Source organism: Anaerocolumna chitinilytica, from assembly GCF_014218355.1.
Taxonomy (GTDB): Bacteria; Bacillota; Clostridia; order Lachnospirales; family Lachnospiraceae; genus Anaerocolumna; species Anaerocolumna chitinilytica.
This window is the reverse complement of record NZ_AP023368.1, coordinates 270,888-293,826: the sequence shown is the minus strand read 5'-3', so window position 1 is coordinate 293,826 and position 22,939 is coordinate 270,888. Positions and strand designations below refer to the sequence as shown.

At 37.1% G+C, this 22,939-nt stretch carries 23 protein-coding genes; 7 read left to right on the top strand and 16 right to left on the bottom strand.

Features of this window, described 5'->3' with window-relative positions:
- Positions 1 to 185 precede the first annotated feature (185 nt).
- Positions 186 to 1,391, bottom strand: coding sequence for a DUF2812 domain-containing protein (locus bsdcttw_RS01320; RefSeq protein WP_207726476.1), 1,206 nt, complete (start codon positions 1,389 to 1,391; stop codon positions 186 to 188).
- 2 nt (positions 1,392 to 1,393) lie between these two features.
- Positions 1,394 to 1,702, bottom strand: coding sequence for a PadR family transcriptional regulator (locus bsdcttw_RS01315; protein ID WP_185257662.1), 309 nt, complete (start codon positions 1,700 to 1,702; stop codon positions 1,394 to 1,396).
- A 369-nt stretch (positions 1,703 to 2,071) separates the two neighbouring features.
- Between bsdcttw_RS01315 and bsdcttw_RS01310 the strand changes: the two genes are divergently transcribed.
- Positions 2,072 to 3,112, top strand: a complete 1,041-nt coding sequence (locus bsdcttw_RS01310; RefSeq protein ID WP_185257661.1) for a PocR ligand-binding domain-containing protein — start codon at positions 2,072 to 2,074, stop codon at positions 3,110 to 3,112.
- Positions 3,113 to 3,294: 182 nt separating this feature from the next.
- On the opposite strand, the gene rpsR is transcribed toward bsdcttw_RS01310, so the two are convergent.
- The 7 genes from rpsR to bsdcttw_RS01275 form a co-directional block, all read right to left on the bottom strand.
- Entirely contained in the window at positions 3,295 to 3,582 is a 288-nt protein-coding gene (gene rpsR / locus bsdcttw_RS01305) for a 30S ribosomal protein S18 (protein ID WP_408626496.1), read from the bottom strand.
- 55 nt (positions 3,583 to 3,637) lie between these two features.
- Positions 3,638 to 4,075, bottom strand: coding sequence for a single-stranded DNA-binding protein (locus bsdcttw_RS01300; protein ID WP_185257660.1), 438 nt, complete (start codon positions 4,073 to 4,075; stop codon positions 3,638 to 3,640).
- Between the two features lie 21 nt (positions 4,076 to 4,096).
- Entirely contained in the window at positions 4,097 to 4,384 is a 288-nt protein-coding gene (gene rpsF / locus bsdcttw_RS01295; protein WP_185257659.1) for a 30S ribosomal protein S6, read from the bottom strand.
- Between the two features lie 244 nt (positions 4,385 to 4,628).
- A complete protein-coding gene (locus bsdcttw_RS01290; RefSeq protein WP_207726475.1) occupies positions 4,629 to 6,146 on the bottom strand; it encodes a pre-peptidase C-terminal domain-containing protein in 1,518 nt (505 codons plus the stop codon).
- A 292-nt stretch (positions 6,147 to 6,438) separates the two neighbouring features.
- A complete protein-coding gene (locus tag bsdcttw_RS01285) occupies positions 6,439 to 7,314 on the bottom strand; it encodes a ribokinase (RefSeq protein ID WP_185257657.1) in 876 nt (291 codons plus the stop codon).
- Between the two features lie 291 nt (positions 7,315 to 7,605).
- Positions 7,606 to 8,658, bottom strand: coding sequence for an NAD(P)H-dependent flavin oxidoreductase (locus tag bsdcttw_RS01280; RefSeq protein ID WP_185257656.1), 1,053 nt, complete (start codon positions 8,656 to 8,658; stop codon positions 7,606 to 7,608).
- Between the two features lie 158 nt (positions 8,659 to 8,816).
- On the bottom strand, positions 8,817 to 9,641 hold the full coding sequence (locus bsdcttw_RS01275; protein WP_185257655.1) for an alpha/beta hydrolase: 825 nt from the start codon (positions 9,639 to 9,641) through the stop codon (positions 8,817 to 8,819).
- Between the two features lie 192 nt (positions 9,642 to 9,833).
- Between bsdcttw_RS01275 and bsdcttw_RS01270 the strand changes: the two genes are divergently transcribed.
- Complete coding sequence (locus tag bsdcttw_RS01270; protein ID WP_185257654.1) at positions 9,834 to 10,709, top strand: ROK family protein; 876 nt, start codon at positions 9,834 to 9,836, stop codon at positions 10,707 to 10,709.
- 108 nt (positions 10,710 to 10,817) lie between these two features.
- Here bsdcttw_RS01270 and bsdcttw_RS01265 read toward each other — a convergent pair whose 3' ends face one another.
- Positions 10,818 to 11,024, bottom strand: a complete 207-nt coding sequence (locus bsdcttw_RS01265) for a DUF951 domain-containing protein (protein WP_185257653.1) — start codon at positions 11,022 to 11,024, stop codon at positions 10,818 to 10,820.
- Between the two features lie 155 nt (positions 11,025 to 11,179).
- On the opposite strand from bsdcttw_RS01265, the gene trhA reads away from it, so the two are divergent.
- The 3 genes from trhA (at position 11,180) to bsdcttw_RS01250 (ending at position 13,007) form a co-directional block, all read left to right on the top strand.
- On the top strand, positions 11,180 to 11,851 hold the full coding sequence (trhA, locus tag bsdcttw_RS01260; protein WP_185257652.1) for a PAQR family membrane homeostasis protein TrhA: 672 nt from the start codon (positions 11,180 to 11,182) through the stop codon (positions 11,849 to 11,851).
- Between the two features lie 63 nt (positions 11,852 to 11,914).
- The gene (locus tag bsdcttw_RS01255) at positions 11,915 to 12,316 is read left to right on the top strand and encodes a Fur family transcriptional regulator (RefSeq protein ID WP_185257651.1); all 402 of its coding nucleotides are present in this window, start codon (positions 11,915 to 11,917) and stop codon (positions 12,314 to 12,316) included.
- A gap of 148 nt (positions 12,317 to 12,464) precedes the next feature.
- On the top strand, positions 12,465 to 13,007 hold the full coding sequence (locus bsdcttw_RS01250; RefSeq protein ID WP_185257650.1) for an NADH peroxidase: 543 nt from the start codon (positions 12,465 to 12,467) through the stop codon (positions 13,005 to 13,007).
- A 349-nt stretch (positions 13,008 to 13,356) separates the two neighbouring features.
- Here bsdcttw_RS01250 and bsdcttw_RS01245 read toward each other — a convergent pair whose 3' ends face one another.
- Together bsdcttw_RS01245 and bsdcttw_RS01240 are read right to left on the bottom strand one after the other, a co-directional pair.
- A complete protein-coding gene (locus bsdcttw_RS01245; protein ID WP_185257649.1) occupies positions 13,357 to 13,794 on the bottom strand; it encodes a GNAT family N-acetyltransferase in 438 nt (145 codons plus the stop codon).
- A 356-nt stretch (positions 13,795 to 14,150) separates the two neighbouring features.
- Positions 14,151 to 14,522, bottom strand: coding sequence for a pyridoxamine 5'-phosphate oxidase family protein (locus bsdcttw_RS01240; RefSeq protein WP_185257648.1), 372 nt, complete (start codon positions 14,520 to 14,522; stop codon positions 14,151 to 14,153).
- Positions 14,523 to 14,701: 179 nt separating this feature from the next.
- On the opposite strand from bsdcttw_RS01240, the gene pdxR reads away from it, so the two are divergent.
- Both pdxR and bsdcttw_RS01230 read left to right on the top strand, forming a co-directional pair.
- Positions 14,702 to 16,126: a MocR-like pyridoxine biosynthesis transcription factor PdxR gene (gene pdxR, locus bsdcttw_RS01235; protein WP_185257647.1), complete on the top strand. Its 1,425-nt coding sequence runs from the start codon at positions 14,702 to 14,704 to the stop codon at positions 16,124 to 16,126.
- 81 nt (positions 16,127 to 16,207) lie between these two features.
- Positions 16,208 to 16,951 (top strand): class I SAM-dependent methyltransferase, encoded by a 744-nt coding sequence (locus bsdcttw_RS01230; protein WP_185257646.1) that lies wholly within the window; start codon positions 16,208 to 16,210, stop codon positions 16,949 to 16,951.
- A 193-nt stretch (positions 16,952 to 17,144) separates the two neighbouring features.
- Here the strand turns inward: bsdcttw_RS01230 and bsdcttw_RS01225 are convergent, their stop codons facing one another.
- From bsdcttw_RS01225 to bsdcttw_RS01210, 4 genes are all read right to left on the bottom strand, one after another.
- On the bottom strand, positions 17,145 to 18,308 hold the full coding sequence (locus bsdcttw_RS01225; RefSeq protein ID WP_185257645.1) for a glycoside hydrolase family 130 protein: 1,164 nt from the start codon (positions 18,306 to 18,308) through the stop codon (positions 17,145 to 17,147).
- A 157-nt stretch (positions 18,309 to 18,465) separates the two neighbouring features.
- Entirely contained in the window at positions 18,466 to 19,638 is a 1,173-nt protein-coding gene (locus bsdcttw_RS01220; protein ID WP_185257644.1) for an AGE family epimerase/isomerase, read from the bottom strand.
- 332 nt (positions 19,639 to 19,970) lie between these two features.
- Complete coding sequence (locus tag bsdcttw_RS01215) at positions 19,971 to 21,563, bottom strand: DEAD/DEAH box helicase (protein ID WP_185257643.1); 1,593 nt, start codon at positions 21,561 to 21,563, stop codon at positions 19,971 to 19,973.
- 307 nt (positions 21,564 to 21,870) lie between these two features.
- Positions 21,871 to 22,851 carry a DHH family phosphoesterase gene (locus bsdcttw_RS01210; protein ID WP_185257642.1) on the bottom strand — a complete coding sequence of 327 codons (981 nt, stop codon included), beginning with the start codon at positions 22,849 to 22,851 and terminating at the stop codon, positions 21,871 to 21,873.
- Positions 22,852 to 22,939 lie beyond the last annotated feature (88 nt).

Sequence of the window (22,939 nt, the reverse complement as noted above, 5' to 3'; positions counted from 1 at the left end):
TGCGCGGAGCATTGTTTGCGATCAACAGATTTAATGGATTTCATATAAATCCCTCCTATTTCTAAATAAAATTTACAATTAAGTTTAGTATAGCATAAATATTTCTAAAATCAAGTTCATAAACATTTCTATCTTATTTATGATCAAGAAATTGACAAAAGTAATAAACTGCATTCAAGATTCATTTATTCAAACAATTCTTGTGTGGCTTCCATCACTTCTGTCCGTGTTTTATGACCACTGTATATCATCCATATTATTATATTTTTCTTTCTTGCAACCACTTCAAAATAATTCTTTTCATTTCCGTCTGATGGCAGGTAATAAAATTCATCCACTCCTTTACAATCAAGCTTCTCAGCCTTGGTTTCCACCTCCGGAAAGTGTATAAAATAACACTTTGCTTTATATAATACATCCTTCATAAGGCCTTTTACCATAAAAGGCAGATAAACCTTATAATAATTAGTGCGAATGGTAGGAGTGTAGCTCTCATCATCAATGCTATCCTTCCGGACAAACTCTTCATATATTTCCATTTCCTTCATAAATACATTATAATTGACCCTTACATAACTAACAGGATGGGTACTAACTTTTGTTATATATGTTCGAAGTTCCGGGGATTCAAGCTTCTCTATCTCATTGAGTCTTATAACCGGCAGCTTCGTCTCCATTGTAAGTGCATAATTTGACTTACCTGTTATATACCCGGAAATTGATCCTATATTGCTGACAAATGAAGCAATACACAAAATAAATAAAACAGCTAAGATACCATTTACTATGTATCCGCTCACCGAACGCTTCTTCCACGGCTCATGATGATTAATATAAAAACCCATCTGGAGCCGTTTCTTTATACGATTAAATACCTGCATCTCTCTGGTGACCTCATATATTACATAAACAACAAGAGCAATATTAACAAAGTAAATGAAATTATTTTCAAACAGGTTTAATATCGGGGTATTGCCAATTCTGATTGTAAAAATTGTAATTGCTATCATAGCGAATAACAAAATTAATTCTATAAAAATCAATTTGATTAACATAGAACTTCTGTTCTTTAGCGTATAACTCTGTTCTTCCGGGTCTGTATGTATTTCCAACAATCCCTCAGAAGCTGCCGCTCGAAAGATATGAATCCCCCTATAGGAACATACATGATCCCACCCAGACACTTCATACATCTCACGCATTTCTTTATTTAAGGCCCTCTCCCCATATTCAATGCGATACTCTATATCGGCGGGCTCATTAATCTCAAAAATATTACACCCTTGCCTCATACCTGTTAAGAATAAGCCCTGCTTAGCCATATCAGACAAATAGCTCTCCGTCTTACCAATATCATATACACTTAATCTGCGAAATTTCTTTACTCTCATCATTACTCCCCTTCTAAGAAAGCTCCATCCTTTAACATCGATTTTAAACGCTCATATTCGGATTTCAGAGCTATTCTCCCTTGGATTGTCAGTTCATAGGTTTTCCTTCTACCATCGTCCTGCTTTATCCTCAGCAGATTCTCTTTCAGCAATCTGGTAAGTACCCCATAGAGAGTTCCAGGACCCATTTCGATACGGCCGCCTGAAATCTCTTTTATATCTAACATCAGCTGATATCCATGGGTTGGTTTACTAAGAGCTAATAGCACATAATACATGGCTTCTGTCATTGGTCCTTCCTGATATGGCATATCTCCCCCTCCTGCCCATTATATTTATCTATTACGCGATACGATATATCGTTTCACATAATATATCATTTTAGGAAGGAATTGTCAAATATATATTTCCAATCAATTGGCAACATGATGTCATGAGCACTAACCCATATAGCTTTAGAGCCCTTAATGTTGTTATGAGATTTAAGTTATTCAACAACTGTAATTAAAGTGAAAGTTATTCGACATTTTACGTCAAATATGCTTGTAATTGATACCAATTTATTGTATAATATTTATATATAACAATACATTTTCTACCACTTAATTGTACACTATCTACAATTTTGTACCAATTTATGTTATGTATGAATATTCCATTAATGGGCGGAGGTAAAACATATGATTTCTATTACAAACGAAAAAATCGACTTACAGAAGTTAGAAATCGAAGACATTATCGATATACCTACTTTGCAAAAATTCCTGGATAATTTTGCAATCGGTATGAATTGTGCGGCAGTATCCGTCAACCGGTCAGGTCAGGAAATAACAAAACCAAGTCATTACCGGCCTTTTTGCAGTGCCTATATCCATTCCAATTCAAAAGGTGACAACCGCTGTGCCGAATGTCACAGCTATTTTGGTACTGAAGCTGCTAAGCTTGGAAAGCCTTACATCGGAAAGTGTCATGCCGGGCTGATTGATTTTTCCGCCCCTATTATTATCCAGGGAGAACTCCTTGGTACGGTTTTGGGAGGTCAGATCTTAGACAAAGCTCCGAATGAAGCAGCAATACGGCAAGTGGCCAGGGAGATTGACCTGCCTGAGGACGAGCTATACATGGCCGCCAAAAAAATCGATATTGTCAACTCCCATAACATAGAAGCAGCAGCAGAAGTCCTGTTTATTGTTGTTAATACTCTTGCCCAGGAAGGATATGGAAGAATAGAAACCGAACTATTGTCAACGATTCTGGCCAATAATTTTGTTGAGATATCAAAGACGGTGGAGATACTTGCAGAATCTGCCCAGACAATCACCAGTAACCAGCAGGATTTGTACACTGAGATATCAGAAATTCGTGCTGTTACGAGTGAAATCGAACAAGTTCTGAACTCCATTACCAAGGTTGCCAATACAACCAAGCTCATCGGCTTGAATGCCTCCATAGAAGCCGCAAGATTAGGTAATAACGGGCGTGTATTTGCAGTTGTTGCTAGCGATATTCAGAAATTATCCGAGCATACCAAAAGTACTACCATGCACATAAATAACCTGAATTCAAAGATTAATGAAAAAATCAGCAGCACGGAGCTCAATTCCCGAAAGACTCTGGAAATCACAGAAGACCAGTCTGCAGCAATGGAAGAACTCTCAGCTACTGCCCAGAATTCTGCGGAGCTTGCTGAACGTTTAAAAGCATTCATCGAATCAAATTAAGACTTCTGAGGGCAGTAAAGAACATTTCATACATTTTTATATAAATAAAAAGCCGCTACATGACCAAAGCGAAGTATTTCACTTTCAGTCATGTAACGGCTATTTCATTTCTTATTCAAAAACATGTACAAGCCGCGTAAAGCGACTTTTCACATCTTCAGAAATCCCTGATCTTACTGAGATTAATCCAGAGTGTAAGGCATTAAAGCGATGTGTCTTGCTCTCTTAATAGCTACTGTAAGAGCTCTCTGATGTTTAGCACAGTTTCCTGTAATTCTTCTAGGAAGAATCTTTCCTCTTTCAGATACATATCTCTTTAACTTATTTACATCCTTATAATCAATTCCTGTATGATTCTTGTCCGCACAGAATACACAAACCTTTTTCCTTCTGCGGGTGTTTCTTCTCTTCATAGGGGAATCGCCTTTATCATCTCTATTGCTGTTTCTGTCATTTTTATTATATGCCATGACCTGACCTCCTTATCCAATGAATAACTGATTAATCTTCTTTATTCTTTATGCTTTAACTAAATGGCAGCTCCTCATCCAGTCCATCGGGAATGTTCATAAATCCATCTCCAATTGCCTGGCTGGGTGTTGGCCTCTGGGTTTGCTGATAGCCGGATTCGGTACTGGATGAACCTTTGCTCTCTGCAAATTCCTGTTCTTCAACTACAACATCAGTTGTATAAACTTTCTGTCCATCCTTATTGGTGTAACTGCCTGTCTGGATTCTTCCAGTAACAGCAATCTTAGTTCCTTGTTTAAAATACTTCTCAGCAAATTCAGCTGCTTTACCAAAGCTTACACAATTGATAAAATCTGCATCTGCTTCACCGGGTCTTTTAAATCTGCGGTCTACTGCCAAACTGTATCTGGCAACTGCTGTGGAGTTCTCTCCTTGAGAGTACCTTACTTCCGGGTCTCTTGTAAGACGACCCATTAAAATGACTTTATTCATATTAAGGAATACCTCCTTTTACTATGCGTCCCGTCTAATGCATAAGAATCTGATTACATTTTCCATAATGCGAATACGATCTTCAACTTCGCCAGGGCATGTTGAATCAGCATCGAATTGGATAAAATAATAGAAGCCTTCTTTCATCTTCTGAACTTCGTAAGCTAATTTCTTCCTACCCCATTCGTCGATGTTAGTGATGTTGCCGCCAAATCTTGTAATAAGTTCTTTTACGGCTTCCACTGTTGCGTTTCTAGCTTCGTCTTCGATTTTTGCATTTACAACTAAGGCTAATTCATATTGGTTCATAGTTGTCTGCACCTCCTTCTGGTCTCTGGCCCTTTCTCACAAATGCCGCAGCGGCTATTTGACAAAGTCGGATTATAAATAATCCCTTCGTTCGGAAAGAGCAAGGAAAATAATGTATAACATATCACGAATATATATTTTATCATATATTGCGAGGCTTGGCAAGAAAATTTTATATTTAATAAGCTGTATAGTATATTTATATAAAGACTTATTAATATGCTTATTTAATATACCGAATTTTCTAATTATTAAGATTAAGTATGTATGCAAGAGAACTGGAGGCCCCTGACTTATGAACTTTTATATAATAGGTTCCTTTATCAAAATAATTTTCTACCGCTAAAATCCAATGCCCCTCTTTGTTGTCGATTCCTTTACTTAATTGATATAATAATGTACCTTTTGAATCGATAACTTCACAGTCAAACTTCCCGTCCAATAAAAATTCTAACATAATTTGAACGTATTGCCTTGAATTAATTGTAAATTTATACCATTCTACCTTTGATGTTTTATCTGCAGTTGTAAAAAGACCTGTTCCATATGTTCCCTGCACTCTAATGCTCTTTGCCTTCGCTTTGTTTAACCCAGCATTAGATTTATATTTATTTCCATAGCTAACCAATTCGTATAAATTATCAGAAGCAGACACCTGGATATAATAGCTTCCTGCTGTTACTGTATAATATTTTACCATCATATCGTATCCATCACCATCTTCCTTTAAATCACTATGTAAGGTGCTAGTTTTGGTAATTGCTTTTTTATTTTTATCCAGTAGGCGAAAAGAGGCTGATCCACTTTTCGAATTATCAGCAGAACGCAAATCTATAGCCAACACACTTGTTGCTTTTACTACGAATTTGAAATTAATTTTTTTGTCCGTTTTTTCTTGGTAAGCAAGTGTTGATTTGCCGCTAGTGATGCTTCTGTCTTCTCCGTTTATCTCGTATAGTTTTACTTGAAATGGTGTTTCTTCTACTTCATGAAAAATTTCATCATTCTTTAGTATAAAATTAATATAATAGGTACCACTAGAAGGCAAACTTCTTAAGTAATCCTTATTATCGTCCATATCATACAAACTAAAACTTTTCCCAAGAGCTTGAGTACATTCTTTATCCTTATATATTGTTCCTTTAATCTCATTAAAAATTTCATAGGACGGTTTCATAGAGATATAAATCCCACCTTTTCTGTCAACAGTGAATGGAATAACTATACTTTTATCCTTTTCAAAATCTCCAAACTGCAATTCGCTGTATCCTTTATCTGTTATTTCATCCAAGGAATTAATAGCATTCACCTTTAATTCCGATATGTTTGTTACCTCCGTTGGGAGTATCTCAATAGTACACGTCAACGAAATTGCTGTATTCGTGCGCTCTCCTGAGGCATTGCTTAATACATAAGAAACATAATAGTTACCTGCATCTAAATCAACTATGGCATCTGTTATTGGAGATGAAGCTGTAATCCCCGTAAACACCTGAACTATTGCCCGATCTTCATCATCAGCTTTGCGAAAAGAAACCTTTAAAATACCAGGTATGCTGTCTTTGTCCGTTATACTTATATTAACTTTAACTTTTCCGTCCTTTGGCATAGTAAAATCGGATTCTTGATAATCATTGTTATTATCCATACTGCAAGTTGTAGTACTCACTTCATATTCTGCAAAAGCAGTAATCTGTGACAGCGAGAATATTGCTATTAATACTACTGTACATAAAAATAATTTTTTTAATAATTTTTTCATTGGTTTTCCCCCTATTATATGTTTCTTTTCAAATAACAGCCTAATTATATCAATATTTTTCCATGCAAACAATAAGCTCCCTACTTTTAATTTACCTAAAATTTGAAAATCCAAAAAATAAGCAGAGCCTTTAAGCTCTGCTCTATTCTTGTCTTACTATCATTTAATATTGATAATTTAAATAAATCCACCAACATCATAAACAACTACTCAAAGAGTTTGTCCCTGTTAAATGGTATAAACGTACGTTAAAAATATCTTGTTATATCAAAGGCATAATGATCCATCCGATTTAACTTCTAACTTCACAAAGCATCGGTATAGAACTGGCAGCTCCTTCCCTGGACACCGCTATAGAGGCTGCTCTGGCAGCGGCATCTAATGCCTCCTCCGGTTCCGCCCCTCCTGCTGTGAGACTTATAAAATATCCCATAAAAGTATCTCCTGCTGCTGTCGTATCCTTTACACTGGTCTTATAGGACTTCTGAGCATAACAGGTGTCCTTATCCTGATAGATGGCTCCCTTTTCACCAAGGGTTAAGAGAATACGCATATCCGGATACCGTTCCAACAGATTTTTTATACATTCTTCTGTGTTTTCAGAGCCTCCTAATTCTACCACTTCAATCTCATTTAATATCAGCCAGGTGATTCCGGATAAATCCATACTCTTTAACGTCTCATCAATAGGTGACGGATTCAGTGCTATTTTAATTCCCTGCTGCTTTGCTTTCTTTAAGACATATTCCAGATTATTAATCTCATTCTGCAGTACTAAAAGCACATCCTCCTGAAAAGCAGAGAAGACTTCATCCACATACTGAGTGGTAATCTCCTGATTGCTTCCTCCAAAGACAAGTATACAATTCTCACCTTCTTTATTAACCTGAACAATAGCATGACCTGTTTGTGAACCGGTAGTATCTAAGAGTGTAGTATCGATTTTATCTTTTTTTAGAACGTCAATTAAAAAATCTGAGTTCTCCCCGATCTTTCCCGCATGATAGACAATCGCTCCGGCTCTTGCCATGGCAATGGACTGGTTCAGACCTTTTCCTCCCGGAAAACGACTGTACTTGGAGGAAGAGAGTGTTTCCCCCGGATGCAGAAAATGCGGCACTTCATACACATGGTCAATATTTAAAGACCCAAAGTTTAATATCTTCATATTATAAAACTCCTTAACATTTTATAGTTATCTCATACGGTTTTTCCTAGTTCTTTTTTACTTCTGTGGTCATCAACCAGTAAATACCATATTTTCTTTATATCATTTATTATCTGTGGAGTCAATGCACTTACAGCCAGCCTTTCCTGATTTTACAATCCAGTACAAAAGAGCCCGCAAAAAAACCCCATGGTTTTCTGCAATACCGCGAAAACCACAGGGCTAAAATTGTGAAATATAAAATGCCTGGCATTTGTATATTCTGTAATTGCTTCTACATCTTAACTGCCTTTAATCAAAATAATCCCCTAGTACTTCTTCCACTCTTCTTATACGATTTTCCAGATAGGCATTAGCTCCGCAGAAGATTAGTGCATTTTCAAGATTGCCTCTGGCTGCATTGACTAATGCATCTGTAATACAATAAGGTGTATCTTTGGGGTCACAGGTTTTAATGCAGCCATGACATCTTTTAATAGGAATCTTTCCAAGGAAAGTTCTTTCAATAAACTCATTCTTAATAGCTCGTCCGGGCATTCCCACAGGGCTTTTGACAATAACGATATCTTCTTTTTTGCAGGCTATATAAGCATCTTTGTAGCGAGGATGAGCATCACACTCCTCCGTAGTTACAAATTTAGTCGCTACCTGGATTCCTCTTACTCCGAGAGAAAAATAACTCTCCATATCCTTCTTATCCTGTATTCCGCCCGCAGTGATAACCGGTATATCCTTACCGTATTTATCTCCGTATTCCTTTGTAAGATTAACAATCTCTTCAATTTCCTTTTGGTAAGCCTGTTCCTCATGGTTCTCCAGCTCATCAAGGGTAAAGCCAAGATGCCCCCCGGCCTTTGGTCCCTCTATCAGTACCGCATCCGGTGCTGTATTTTCTTTTCTATCCCACAGCTTTAAGAGTACTCGGGCTCCTTTTAAGGAAGAAATTATCGGAATCAACTTGGTTTTTGTTCCTTTTACCAATGACGGAAGCTCTAAAGGCAGCCCGGCTCCGGATATAATAATATCGATTCCGTTCTTTACAGCCTCCTTCACATAAAGCTCATAATTCTTGGTGGCTACCATGATATTCACCCCCAATATTCCGCTTCCGGCTATTTTTCTAGCTCTTTTTATATGTTCACCTATCATTCTAAGGTTTGCTTCCAGTGGATTTTTATCATAGTCTTCTTCTGTAAATCCAATTTGAGCGGTTGATATTACACCGATTCCCCCTTTAGCCGCAACAGCTCCGGCCAGGGAACTAAGACTGATACCAACCCCCATTCCACCTTGGATAATGGGCAGCTTCGCAGTTAATTCGCCTATCTTTAATGGCTGATACATCTATTCCCTCTTTTCTACCTGCTGACATAAATCCCGGTACAATTTTTATGCTAATGCCTGCAAGGATTCATCGCAGATTTGTGAATTCTTTTACTCATACACCGGATTTTTTCATATCTTGCAGAAAGAGAGAGAGAAAACAACGCAAAACTATTAACTTACTTCGAATAAATGAATCTTACAGCTTTTTCTAACCACTCTGAAGAAGGATGTTCTTCTCCATATTTCCATCCGCCATTTACGACGCTATTGCCAAGGGAAAGGCCGTGAAATCCTGAAGGGTAGATATGAGCTTCTGTTTCCACTTTACTTTTAGCCAGAGCAGTTGCAAAAAACAATGTATTCTCAACCGGTACAACCGTATCATCCCAGGTGTGCCAGATAAAGGTTCTCGGAGTATCAGCAGCAACCTGCTTATCCAAATCATTAAAGAGTACAAGCTCCTCATCCATTCTCTTATCCCCAAGGAGGCTTTTCATGGAACCTTCATGAGTATATTCACCGCTGGTGATTACCGGGTAGCACAGCACGAGATTATCCGGTCTGACCGTAGCTGCTTTTTTACCGATATACTTTAATACACTTTCTTTATTCCAATGAACGCCGACAGAAGCAGCAAGATGACCTCCTGCAGAGAAACCGCATACGCTGATATTTTCACTGTCCACCTGATATTCCTCACTGTTTTCCCGGATAAATGCCATAGCCGTTAGCGCTTCGCATAATGCAGCCGGAAATCTGGCAGGCGCAACATGATATTTTAACACAAAAGCACAGATGCCTTCCGCCGCAAACCGTAATGCTACTGCTTCCCCTTCTCTCTCAGAGGTAAATTCATAGCCGCCGCCCGGCAAGATTAAAACGGCAGGGTGTTTTCTGTTTTTATCAATTTCACCTGAATTATCAGGAATATATCCCCACAATAAGGCCGGTTCCTTTACTCCGACGGCTTCTACTTTTATTTCTTTTGAAAAAAATCTCATATGTTCTTTCCTCCCTTATGATAATTAAAATATTATTTATGTTTTATAAAGCATATATATTCTGTTTTATGATATCCCATAAAATTATACCGTTCAACCCTATTTTTTATAGTATTTGAAAAATACTACTGTATTTTTTATAGTATTTCCGTTAAAATAGAAATTACGAATATATTTACGGAGGACATAATAATGTTATTAGGCGCATTAGAGGCCGGCGGAACCAAAATGGTTCTTGCGATCGGCAACGAAAACGGAGAAATACTGGAACAGACTTCTATTCCAACTGAAACCCCGGATATTACACTTCCAAAAATCATAGACTATTTTAAAGACAAGGATATTAAAGCTCTTGGTATCGGCTCCTTTGGCCCCATTGACCTGGATAGAAACTCCAAAACCTATGGCTACATAACTTCTACCCCTAAATTAGCATGGGTAAATTGTGATATTGTAGGCACACTTACCAAACACCTCGGAGTTCCGGTCGGTTTTGATACCGATGTCAATGGTTCTGCCTTGGGGGAAGCTACCTGGGGAAGTACAAAAGGCGTTGACAGCAGCATCTATATTACGATTGGAACCGGTGTTGGGGTTGGAGTATACCAAAATGGGAAACTGCTTCATGGTATGCTGCATCCGGAAGCCGGACATGTTCTCTTAAGCCGCCACCCGGAAGACAGCTTTACCGGTGCCTGCCCTTACCACTCCAACTGCTTTGAAGGCCTTGCAGCCGGACCTGCTATTGAAAAACGCTGGGGCAAGAAAGCTTATGAACTTGCACCAGACCATAAAGCCTGGGAATTAGAAGCATATTATATTGCGCAGGCTCTGGTAGGTTACATCTTTACCCTCTCACCTCATAGAATCGTTTTAGGCGGTGGCGTTATGCATCAGACACACCTTTTCCCTATGATCAGAGAACAGGTTATTACGCTCATAAATGGCTATTTAAAAACACCTCTTCTTGAGGATATTGACAACTATATCGTTCCTGCTGCTTTAAATGATGACCAGGGTATAATGGGATGCATTAAATTAGCACTTATGGAATTAGAAGAAAAATAGTATATTAAAGAAACAGACGGTTATCTGATTTATCTACCCAAGTAGGTATAAAAGATACTCCGTCTGTTTCTTTGTTATCATAAATATAAAATTTTGATCCCTCTATGCCTATTTTTGAATTTCTTTATTCTCTTCCTCTTTTCGAATTAATTGTCTTAAGTTTTTTTCTACTAATTTTCTCGGAACCATGATCTGATGGCCGCAGCCTTCGCATTTTAATCGAAAATCCATTCCGATACGCAATACTTCCCACAAACTGCTTCCGCAAGGATGCTGTTTTTTTAGTTTTACAATATCTCCGACTCTAATATCCATCTGATTTTCCAACCTTTCTAAAACAAAATAAAAAAATTTAAATTAACCCCTTGATTTTTTTAAACTACGTGATATAGTATAGATAACTGCTTATGTAGTTTTTAATACTACATCATATATTTATTAATATCACAACATGAAAGGAATGATTTAACATGGCTCAGTTTCTTAAACACCCAAAAGACCCTGGAAGCGCAATCACTCACTTTATCGGCATGCTTATGGCTGTCTTTTCTGCTTTTCCTTTATTGTACAAAGCTTCCAGGACACCTGATAAAACCGGTATCTTAGCGCTTGGCATCTTTGCCCTTAGTATGATATTACTTTATACCGCAAGCACAGTATATCATACCTTTGATTTGTCTGACAAGGTGAACCGGATACTTAAAAAATTCGATCACATGATGATCTTTATATTAATTGCAGGGACCTACACACCTATTTGTCTAATTCCTTTAAAAGGAAAAGTAGGAACAACCCTTTTAATCATTATATGGAGTATGGCCATCCTGGGAATCGTATTAAAGGCCTTTTGGGTTTATTGTCCCAAATGGGTATCCTCCGTTATTTATATCATTATGGGCTGGACTTGCGTATTAGCATTTTCTCCTATATTAAGCACCTTGCCTATTGAAGGCTTTAACTGGCTGTTAGCAGGTGGTATTATCTACACCGTAGGCGGAATCATTTATGCTCTAAAGCTGCCCATATTTAACAGCCGCCACAAGAATTTCGGTTCCCATGAGATATTCCACCTCTTTTGTATCGGCGGAACTGTATGCCACTTTATCTTAATGTATAAGTTCATCGCCGGGAATATTTTTTAAATATTGACAGAATAGCTCACATATGTTAATCTTAGTAATAATTATTGTTATTGGAGGTGAGCTATGACTACAACTAAGTTCAGCCGGCAAAGGGAATCTATTAAGAATTACCTCGCCACTACAAAAGAGCACCCAACAGCTGATATGGTGTATGATAATATTCGGAAGGTATATCCAAATATCAGTCTTGGAACGGTCTATCGTAACCTAAACTTTCTTGTTGAGCAAGGGTCCATCATTAAGATTTCATATGGTGATGGCAGCGACCGCTTTGACGGTAATGTCTTACCTCATTATCATTTTGTTTGTAAGGAATGTTCAGCAGTGGAAGATATTACTTTACCCGAAGGTGCAACAGAATACCTATTGAAATCTGCCACAGAGAATTTTGATGGTACCATAGATGCCAGCAGCACCTACTTTTTTGGGGTTTGCGGTAAATGTCTTAAGAATAGCAAAGAATAAAAATTATCAAATCCGGTATCAGTATTTCTGGTACCGGATTTTTTTACTTATTTTTTAAAAAGACTATTGACAAATAATACAATATGTTATAATATAATTTCAATAACAGTTACTATTATTAAATAAATTATCGAAGGAGATTATTACAATGAAGAAATTTGTCTGTCAGGTATGTGGTTATGTTCATGAAGGAGATTCAGCACCGGAGCAATGTCCCGTTTGTAAGGCACCCTCTACTAAGTTCGCTGAACAAAGCGATGATTTTACATGGGCTTCTGAACATGTAGTAGGTGTTGCACAAGGTGTTAGTGAAGATATCTTAAAAGATTTAAGAGATAACTTTAACGGAGAATGCTGTGAAGTAGGCATGTACTTAGCAATGGCAAGAGTGGCACATAGAGAAGGATATCCTGAGATTGGTATGTATTATGAAAAAGCTGCTTTTGAAGAAGCAGAGCATGCTGCTAAGTTTGCAGAGCTCCTGGGCGAAGTACTCACCTCCAGTACCAAGAAGAATCTTGAGCTGAGAGTTGCTGCCGAGAATGGCGCTACTGCAGGAAAGACAGATCTTGCAAAACGTGCAAAGGCTGCTAATCTGGATGCTATTCATGACACTGTTCACGAGATGGCAAGAGATGAAGCAAGACACGGCAAGGCATTTGCTGGTTTATTAGCAAGATATTTTGGTTAATTCATAATTTTAATTTGGCTTATATCTAAAGTGTGTATAACCCCTTATTATATACACTCCCCCCTTATATATTTTTCCCAAAAAGAAGATAGGTCTCTCAAGGAGCCTATCTTCTTTTTGTATTGAAATGGTACAGATACTCTTTTTCTAAAATCTCAAGAGTAATCCATAGGAAATAACCGCGGTTTTATAACTCATATGGAAAGCTATAGAAATAAGTATTTGAATTTACCGATATATCTTTTTATTTGTTTTAAAACCCTAAACAGACACAATAGACTCATATTTCACTGTCGGTCAAAGATGTACTCTAAACAGATGGTGTCATGACATTTCTACCAAGGAAATCTTAAACTTGTGTTCTAAAAACATAACTTGATTTGGTATATGCCATCTTATTTTCATAAAATCTATGTGCACTGGCTCTTTCGAAGCCAGAAGAAAGTGCTACTATGCCACATCCATTTTCCTTACCCCAAGTTTGTATATATATTAAAAGTTTTTCTCCATATCCTCTTGACCTTTTACTTTCATCGGTGATTAAGTCATAAACCCATATATGTTTTCCATAATATAAGTTTGTAAGCTGGATTACACCTGTAACTACAACAATTTTCCCTTTTTCAAATAGGGCAAACATTTTATAGCCTTCTTTATGCATTTCTTTTATAAGTTGTAAATATTTTTTCTCATCCAAATCAGTTAGTAACTGTTTCATTACTAAAAAAGCATCTTTCCACTGCTCTTCTTCGGTTAATTCTTTAATTGTTATTAAGTCCTCGCCCATTTTTTATTCTCCTATTTATCTAATACAATGTTTACATCATAATTATGATCTTCTATTATTAAAAGCATCCATTTTTATATTTTTTATGGTACCAGTTGTAGGAGGTTATTGAAATGTTTGGAGTAATACCTATTTTAGATAGTCATAAAAATACTCCATTCTATGTTTCACTTTATGATTATATAAAACAAGAAATACAAAAGGGGACGATAAAACATTTTTTTTAGTGCATGGCACAGATGCTCCTACTACCCTAATTAAGTTAAAAATATTTAAAATGAATAACATAAAAGAGTACTTTTTTAGTTATTTCACTAATATAAAGTACTCTTTTCAAGGATTGAGTTTTATTATGACTATAATGTTTGCTTAGCAGTGGTAACTGTTATCTCTAATACTCTACTTAAGAAAGGAAATTTTTTCTTCACCATATCAAAGTCTGGACCCTCTATAAGGAATTTTGCAGTTCCTTCTATTAAAAATCCTGCTCCAGGATGTTGATGTCCCATAACCTCTTTGCTACCTAAAGTAACTTTAACTTTATTATTTGCTTCTATGTTTTTTTGAGTTCTTCTCATGCCTCCTGCAGGTAATAATATCCTGCCATCTTCAGTAACACTAAGAAATGAATGCCAAGTATTAACCACATGTGCCTCATTGTTACTACAAGATACTATAGCTACTACACCTTCATGTGATATAACTTCAAGCAATTTTTCATTCAACATTTAAATTCCTCCTCTTTAATTATTTTTCATTTTTATTTTTTTAAAAGTCTTAAAAAGTCTTAATTTGTGCACATTGACTTTTCAATAAAGCAATTATACAATTGATGTGTACTCATTAAAAGTGCCAATTTGTTTTATTTTATAGGATACAGTTATTCTTAAGGAGAGTGTTTCAGAAAATGATTGTTCTAGATAACGATTCAAGAGTTCCACTATATTTGCAAATTTATGAGCAGTTAAAAGAAGATATAATTTCAGGACAGCTTTTAGAAGGCTGTAAGCTATATTCGACACGAACGCTTGCAACAACATTAAATGTCAGTAGAAATACAGTAGAAAGTGCCTATCTACAACTTTCATCTGAAGGATATGTTACTAGTAAAGCAGGCAGCGGGTTTATAGTTGAAAAACTAGATAGTGAGTTTATCACTAAGTTAAAGCGAGATAACTCTGTCAATAATGAAAAATACATAAATACTACTTTACCTAATATGAATTCTGATAATAATTATAAGTATAATTTCAAATATGGAAAGTTAAATGCTTCTGATTTTCCTTTGCGCTTATGGAGAAGGATATCAAATAAATGCTTGGCCTCTATAGATGCCGAGGTTATGACATCTTATACTAGCAGTAAAGGCGAAAAAGAATTACGAATGGAAATAATGGATTATTTAAATAAGTCAAGAGGTGTCTCCTGTACCGCAGAACAGGTTATTATTACTTCAGGCTTTGAGCTGTGTTTAAGTTTATTATGTCAGATGTTCAAAAACGATTTTTCTAAAGTAGCTTTAGAAGATCCTGGCTACATTGGTGCAAGAAAAATTTTTAACAATAACGGGTATGATGTTGTTCCAATTAGCTTAGACAAGAGTGGAATAAATATTACTGAATTAGAAAATAGTTCTACAAATATTGTATATGTGACCCCCTCACACCAATTTCCGACTGGATCAGTGATGCCAATTCAAAAAAGATTGCAATTATTAGATTGGGCAAGAAGAGAAAATGGAATTATAATTGAAGATGATTATGATAGTGAATTTCGTTACAGTTCAAGGCCAATCCCTTCTATACAAGGGATTGATTCAAAAGGTTGTGTTATATATATTGGTACTTTTTCAAAGTCGTTGTCTCCAAGCTTGCGGTTGAATTATATGGTATTACCCCAATCATTACTAGAATTGTATGATAAACTTTTTATTAGCTACCAAACCTCAGTTCCAGTAGTCGAGCAAAAAATAATCCAACAATTTATGCATTTAGGACATTGGGATAGTCATCTGCGTAAAATATCTCTTCTAAACAAAAGAAGACATGATACTTTAATCTACTCTATTCATAAATTTATGGGAAACAATGTCATTATTCATGGTAAAAATGCAGGTTTGCATATCTTGCTAGAATTAAATAATGGATTATCAGAAGAAGAGATAATAGAAAAGGCTAAAGAATATGGTGTTCTAGTCTCTCCTGTATCTACATATTGGTTACGCAAGGATAAATATCCTAATAATATGGTTTTTCTTGGCTTTAGTGGAATGACTGACAGTGAGATTGCTGAAGGTATTGATTTACTTAGTAAAGCATGGTTTAGTAAATAACTTTTAATACCATTTAATTGTTAACATCATCCATATATTATATAATTAAGTTAGTGTACAAAAGGATGAAAGGATAGTAACATGGAAAATAAAAAGATACATGAAGTTAATAAAACATATTGGAATATGACTGCTGATGATTGGTTTGGTGTAACGGCTCTTCCTGAATATGGAGTTCAGTTTGTTACAGAAAATGAGTTGCATTTATTTGGTGATGTAACCGGGAAAACAATGCTCGAGGTTGGTTGTGGGAGTGGACATTCATTAAAATATCATGCAGATAGAAACGCTGGTGAGTTATGGGGACTTGATATTTCACAAAAGCAACTTGAAAACGCTCAAAGGTTTCTTTCTGAAAATAATTATTCTCCAAAACTGATATGTTCTCCCATGGAAGATGAATGTGGGATACCACAAAACTATTTTGATATAGTTTATTCAATATATGCAATGGGATGGGCAACTGACTTAAAAAAGGTGTTTCAACGTATTTCTTCCTATTTAAAAAAGGATGGTATTTTTATATTTAGTTGGAAACATCCTTTACACGGTTGTACTATAGTGGATGATGGAAAACTTGTTTTTAAGAAAAGTTATTTTGATGAAGAATGGCATAGTCAAATAGTTGATGGTATGGAAATATTATTACCCAATAGAAAGATTTCAACATATATAAACGCTCTAGCAGACACTGGGTTTATTGTCGAACGTATGATAGAGCAAACTGATGAAAAAACCTTACAGCTGAAAGAAGAAGTTGATGATAGGTCGAGAAAGGCACAAAAACTGCCATTATCTTTTGTCTTTAAAGCAAGAAAGGCATAGTGTGAATTAGTATAATCGTATATAAAAATCTTCAATTTCCTTTGAAGTCTGCTTTATTCCCACGACCACATTTAACTATTCCTTTCAATTTTATATATTCATCCAAAAAACCACTCGGAAGCCCTTTACTTCCAGAGTGGTTTTTTGTGAATCCTGCTTCTCACGAAATATATTAAAGTTGGAATACCTGTCTTTATTTTAAGAATTCCAGATTTTTTGCAATCAAGTCACATCTTTGTTTTACACAATCTACAGAGCGCAGAGGATCAGCCGGTGTATTGAAGGTATAATCCAAAAGCTTATCAATTGTAGTGGAGGCTACATGCAGTCTTGTGTCAGAGGAAGCATAGTAGATATACACTTCTCCGTTATCTGTTACAATAGCACCGTTGGTAAAAGCAACGTTGGAGACATCACCTACTCTCTCTTCACCAAGAGGAGCAATAAAGAAACCGGAAGGTTCTGCTATCACCTTGGAAGGCTCTTTTAAATCTGTAGCAAATACATAGATGACATAGCGAAGTCCTGCTGCTGTATTACGTACGCCGTGTGCTATGTGTATCCAGCCCTTTTCAGTCTTAATAGGCACTGCACCTGCTCCATTCTTAGCTTCTGTGATGGTATGGTATTTTCTCTGACTGGTGATGATTTCTTCCCCAATCACAGCATGGGTAATATCTTCACATAGTCCGAAGCCCACGCCACCACCGGAACCGGTGTTGATAAAGTCATCCATGGGTCTGGTGTAAAATGCATATTTACCATTTACAAATTCCGGATGGAGTACAACATTTCTCTGCTGAGGAGAATTTAGAGTCTTTAAGTTATCAAGTCTTTCCCAGGTCTTTAAATCCTTGGTTCTTACAATCCCTGCCTCTGCTTTCGCCGCAGATAAATCATTGCTGGTGGTATCCTTACTCTCTGAACAAAATACGCCGTAGATATAACCGTCTTCATGTTTGGTAAGCCTCATATCATATACATTGGTTTCTTCCTTGCAGGTATCAGGAAGAAGGACAGGGTAATCCCAGAAACGGAATCCGTCTACCGGACTGTCGCTCTCTGCCACACCAAAGAAGGACTTTCTGTCATTCCCTTCAATTCTCGCTACGAGATAATATTTACCGTTTAATTCAATGGCTCCGGAGTTAAATACCGCATTGACGCCAAGACGCTCCATGAAATACGGATTAGTCTCCTCATTTAAATCATATTTCCAAAACAACGGGATATGTTCGTTTGTCAGAACCGGATTTATATATCTGTCGTAAATACCGTTATAGATGGGACTGATTTCATTCTTTTTTGAGATAAGTTTTTCATACTTCTCTAATTGTACATAATAATTGGGATGCATGATATACCTGCCTTTCTTATTTTTGTAATTTTTATTAACTTAATAATTCTTTTAAAATGACTGTACATAAGCTTCCGATTTTTCTGGCCTCTTTTTTTCTTAAGCACAGGTAATAACCTTCCGCTCTAGACTTTCCATTTATGACATTTTAGTTTCTTTACCAGTCAATACCGCGCTTTATGACTTCAAAGCACATTCTTCCATTGTGATAAGGGCATTTCCAAGGTCCCACGATCTCACGCCTGTTAACCGGCTGTCCTTCTTTATTAAGGTCATAGAACCACTCAGAACCTGCTCTTTTATCAATTACGTATTCTTTAATGAAATTCCAAAGGCTCTTTGCCGCTTCCAGATAATCTTCTCTTTCTTTGTTAAGCTGATAGCCGTTTAAAAAGCCAAGAAGAGCTTCCGCTTCCACCCACCAGACCTTGGTTGTGTCTACTTCTCCCTTAAAGCACTCATTGTTCAATGAAATGCCGTCATATCCGGCTTCTAATATATGCTGTCTTAAGTTCTCTGTCACTTCGAACATTTTCCTGGTATATTCTTCATCCTCCAGTACCTCACAGCCTCTGTCAATCAGCCAGGAGGCCTCAATGTCATGTCCGTAGGAATTCAGGTCTGATAGCGTCTTCATATTCTCATCAAAGAATACCTCGAGAATTCTTCTTTCCTTATTATAAAGAACATCTGCAAACTGGTCCATTATCCATTTTAACCGGTCTCCTACTTCCTTCTTATGGTCCACACGATAAAGCTCTGTATATGCTTCAAATACATGAAGAAGCGTGTTCATCGTCTTGCTTGCCATAAGCCCATTCTCGGATAATTTCTCATTATCTACCGGTTCAAAAGTCCTGTCAAAGGCCTCTAAGTAACCAATTGCGTCTTTGCACTTTGTTTCAATCAGATTGTAGATGCCATAAGCGATCTCCAAGGCTTCCTTATCTCCTGTAGCATTATAATATGAAGACAATGCATAAATAGCAAAGGCTTGATTATAAGTATGCTTTATTGTATCCTCCGGTTTTCCCTCAAAAGTAAGGGACCAGTAGACACCGCCATACTCCTTATCCAGACAATGGTCTTTCAGAAAATGGTACGCATAGTGTGCATGCTCCAAGCATTCTTTGTCGTCAATTGTCATATAAGCATTGGAGAAGAACCATAATATTCTGCTGTTTAAGATAACTCCTTTTATTGCATCTTTGTGCAAATTCAGATCAAAATCATAAAAGCCGTAAAAACCGCCGTAGGTTTCGTCTTTCAGACCTTTCCAAAAAGGAATTATCTGCTTTATAAGATTTTCTTTTACTTCATTTATAAACATCGTACTTTCCTATCCTTTCTCATGTTGTCAGGAATTTCATAGGCTAATTATAACATAGCAAAAAGCAATTACAAGTCTTTATAATGCTTTTTATGCACATTATATAGTTGTTTTATAGTGCATTTATAATGCATACAATATACTAATCTTCCGTTGTCCTATTCTCCCCTGCTATCTTCAATAGCTGCAATATACCACAATAACTCTATATGAAACCCCTAATATCTTTTCTCATTATTACCCATAAGCTCTTAAGAGATACCACATCAAAAAAGAAGAGATTATCCATATTTATGTGGACAATCTCTTCCCTTTCACATTCTATTCATTTATTACTTTTTATTAGCTGGCTCTATGTTAATGCTCTTGCCTTTAATCTTAGCATCTTTCATTACCTGGATAACATCTCCGGCATATTCTCTCGGAACCTCAACGAAGGTGTATTTATCATACATATCAATAGAACCGATTAATTTACCAGGCATTCCGGTCTCTCCGGCAATTGCCCCCAGAATGTCTCCCGGCCTTGTATTCTGCTTCTTTCCTATGTTGATAAAGAGTCTTACCATTCCGGCTTCTGCTCCTGTATCTCCATAGTCTTCAAAGGATGCTTTCTCTTCAATCTGTTCATTCTCATCACCCATTGACATCTTTAAGAAAGCAGCTGCAATATCAAGTGCTGTACAATCCTCTGCATTAACTCTCTCTTCAATGATTTCTATCATCTTCGTTAAATCTTCATCTGCAATGATTTTTTGAACACGGTCTAAGATTTTTTCAGCTTTTACAGCAGTAACATCGTTTATGGATGGTATAGGCTGCGCTAAAATCTTAGTCTTGCAATATCTCTGGATATCCTTTAACTTGTATACTTCTTTTCCTACGATAAGAGTAAAAGCTCTGCCGGTTCTTCCTGCTCTTCCGGTTCTTCCGATACGGTGTACATAATACTCGTCATCCTGAGGCACATCATAGTTAAATACAGCTTCTACATCGTCTACATCAATTCCTCTGGCAGCTACGTCTGTTGCAACCAGAATCTCTGTCTTACCATTACGGAAGCTGTGCATTACACGGTCACGCTGCTGCTGCTTCAAATCACCGTGAAGTCCTTCTGCAAAATATCCTCTTCCCTGGAGCACAGATACCAGTTCATCCACCTGCTTCTTGGTATTGCAAAATACCAGAGAGAGTTTGGGATCATACATATCAATCAGCCTGCAAAGCACTTCGTCCTTGTTCTTAGGCTTAACTTCATAATAATACTGTTCAATCTTCGGAACCGTAAGTTCCTTTTTTACCACCTTGATAATCTGAGCATCTTTCTGGTAGGTCTTTGCAATGTCCATAATAGGCTTTGGCATGGTTGCAGAGAATAAAACCGTCTGTCTTTCTTCCGGTGTATCCTTTAAAATTGTCTCGATGTCCTCACGGAATCCCATGTTTAACATCTCATCTGCTTCATCCAGGACAACAAGCTTTACTTCATCAAACTTAACTGTCTTTCTTCTCATGTGGTCCATTACACGACCCGGTGTACCGATAACAATCTGGGTTCCGGCCTTTAAGGAACGAATCTGCTTTGTAATATCCTGTCCACCATATATAGGAAGAACTTTTATCCCATGCATAAAAGTAGCAAGTTTTCTGATTTCATCTGCTATCTGTATAGCCAACTCTCTGGTAGGGCTTAAAACCACTGCCTGTAAATGTTTACTCTTGGGGTCAATGGTTTCTAACAGCGGTATTCCAAAAGCTGCTGTCTTACCTGTACCGGTCTGTGCCTGACCTACAATATCCTTTCCCTCCAGCATAACCGGTATGGCATTGGCCTGGATAGGAGAGGCTTCTTCAAAGCCCATTTCTACAATAGCCTTTAAAATCTGCTCACTAATTCCTAATTCTTCAAATTTAACTGTCTGCATAAATATATTACCCTTTCTAGTCTTGAATTCTTTACCTTGCTGCGGCCTTGTTACTTTTTCCCAAAAACTGTATATTGGTAGTATTCCGAAAATTACCAGTCTTAGTCCCCATAAAAAATTATTACCGCTGTAAGCATCTGCAAAAAGAGATTCATTAAATAAAAGGAGCTTAAACCCATAAAAAAAGCTCTTGGTCTTTTAGGACAGAGAGCTTTATATCACATATTAGCTATATTCCGTAACTATTCTTTTGCTCTAGATGCTTAATCCAGATAAATGTACCGCATGTAGTATAACACAGGGTTTCTTATGTGTCAACTAGTTTCTTTTGTACATACAAAATGAGCCTTTGCTCCACCAGAGCTGACATATCGGCTATCACTGTCTCCCCATAAAGCTCCGGTATAAAGCCGGCTGCCATTACCGCATGGCCTCCTCCGTCTCCTATTCCGCGTAGAGCAGACTTTATAGCTTTACCTGCATCCACTAATGCCGTCTGACTGCGGACGGAGAATTTAAGACCGCCTACACGGTAGGCATACACCACTGTTATATCAAGCTCTGATAAGGACAGTAAGAAATCCGAAATACTGCCAAGGATGGCCTCAGAGTAATCATTGCCTATTCTGACAATACCAAGCCTGCCGTAGATCTTTAGATTGGTAATGGCTTCTTTGTAAGCATTCAGGTCTTCTTTTCTCAAGGAACTGCCTTCTAGTTCATTTAATTTCTCCTGCTCTACTTTATCAAAAAGATAGTAGAATATTTCAACATCCATTTCGGATACATTTCTTGTCAGATTCGCTGTGTCCATCTTGATTCCGTAAGCAAGAGCCGTAGCAACCGGCTCTTCTGGCTCTATTCCATTTTCAAGAAAGTAATTCCCTATTATGGAGGAACATGAGCCAATATCACTTCGAATATCATAAAAAAGATAATTCTCTGTGTTCTGTATGGGGTGATGGTCAATGCAGGCTATAATCTTCCCTGGAAATTTCTTTACGTTCATATTTCCTTCCTGGGAATCTACGAGAAGGATTTCATCTCTCTCTGTCATAGGAAGAGCCTCTCCTTTACAGACAGGAATCGAGATTAACTCGACCATCATCTGAGTATTCAGTTTATCAATCTGCCCGCTGTAACAGATCGTCGAGTCCTTTCCCATTCCCTTTAACAGGGCGGATAGTCCAAAAGCAGAGGCAAGTGCATCCTGGTCGGGGTAGTTATGGGTCTGAATATAGACATGCTTTCCTTTTATAACGGATAGTAATTTCTCTAAGTTAGTCACTTTTAATCCCCCCGGCTCCGGTTTATGAACACTTATTCCTGACCATATTATCTACGGGTATTATATACTATTCTATAGGCCTGCCGCA